This window comes from Quyinboa sediminis, from assembly GCF_042219855.1.
In the GTDB taxonomy this organism is placed as follows: Bacteria; Bacteroidota; Bacteroidia; order Bacteroidales; family UBA5342; genus JBHJHP01.
In genome coordinates this window covers 1-980 of record NZ_JBHJHP010000035.1, presented here as the reverse complement: position 1 = coordinate 980, position 980 = coordinate 1, and the positions used below count along the sequence as shown (strand labels likewise).

The window sequence follows — 980 nt, the reverse complement described above, 5'->3', positions numbered from 1 at the left end:
GAGTCCAAAACGATGGCAGAGACAGCTGCACAGCCGGATGCAGATCCGATTGTAACGATGTTGATGGAAGATGAAAACTTTGTAGTGGATACATGGCTTGTATCTAATGATTCAGTATTTGATCTTTCAGGATACGATGTGGTAATTGGCCAGGAACCATTTGGTTCTTCATCAGCTATCTGGAAACGTGGTGGATCATTGGGAATGGGCAGCCTGACAGTACCGCATATCATCAATAAGGTATATGCCATGAAAGCAGGCAGAGGATTTGCAACCGGAGCAGCCGGTAGCGGAGCCGAGCAGGCCAGTGATTTCTTCCTGCATGTTGATGCAGCAAATCAGACCAATGATCTGTTCAAAGGTTTGGCATTCGAAGGCGATTCTATCCGTATTTTCTGGGCAGGATTTGCAGATGACGGAAGCGACGATGGCGAACACTTCAAAGGCTTACAGTATGCAACGGATGTTACATTCAATCCGGCCAACAGTGCCCTTGCCATGTCAACAAAAGCACCGGCTAATGCAACAGTCGGAATCAACTACCTGGCAACAGGCGATTCTATTGGTTCTGAAGAGATGCAGGCACCGATGATTACCATGGCCATGAACTATGGCGCAATCTGTGGTAACAATGGTAGAAACATGACCGGCGCTGCATTAACCATCTGGAGAAATGCAGTATATATGCTGGCTGGCTTACCAGTACCGGAAGAAGCCATTGTGACTTCAGTAAAAGAGGTAAGTAAGAAAGCTGCAGATGTATCGGTTTATCCGAGCATCACATCAGGCATGTTTACTGTAGAGTTTGCCAATGAACCGGGTATGATCACTGTTTACAACCTTTCAGGAAGAGTTGTAAAACAGGTAGTACCATCTTCAGGCAAAGAGAGCATAAGCATTGACGGCACAGGATTATATATCATTAAAGCTGAAAGTGCAGGTGCAAGCAAACTGTTCAAAGTTGTAAAAACAAACTAGAA

1 protein-coding gene is annotated in these 980 nt (G+C 45.3%); it reads left to right on the top strand.

Annotated features, from left to right (window positions below; genetic code table 11):
* On the top strand, positions 1–978 hold a 978-nt coding region (locus ACE1EF_RS20055), incomplete at its 5' end, for a T9SS type A sorting domain-containing protein (protein WP_375722495.1).
* Positions 979–980 lie beyond the last annotated feature (2 nt).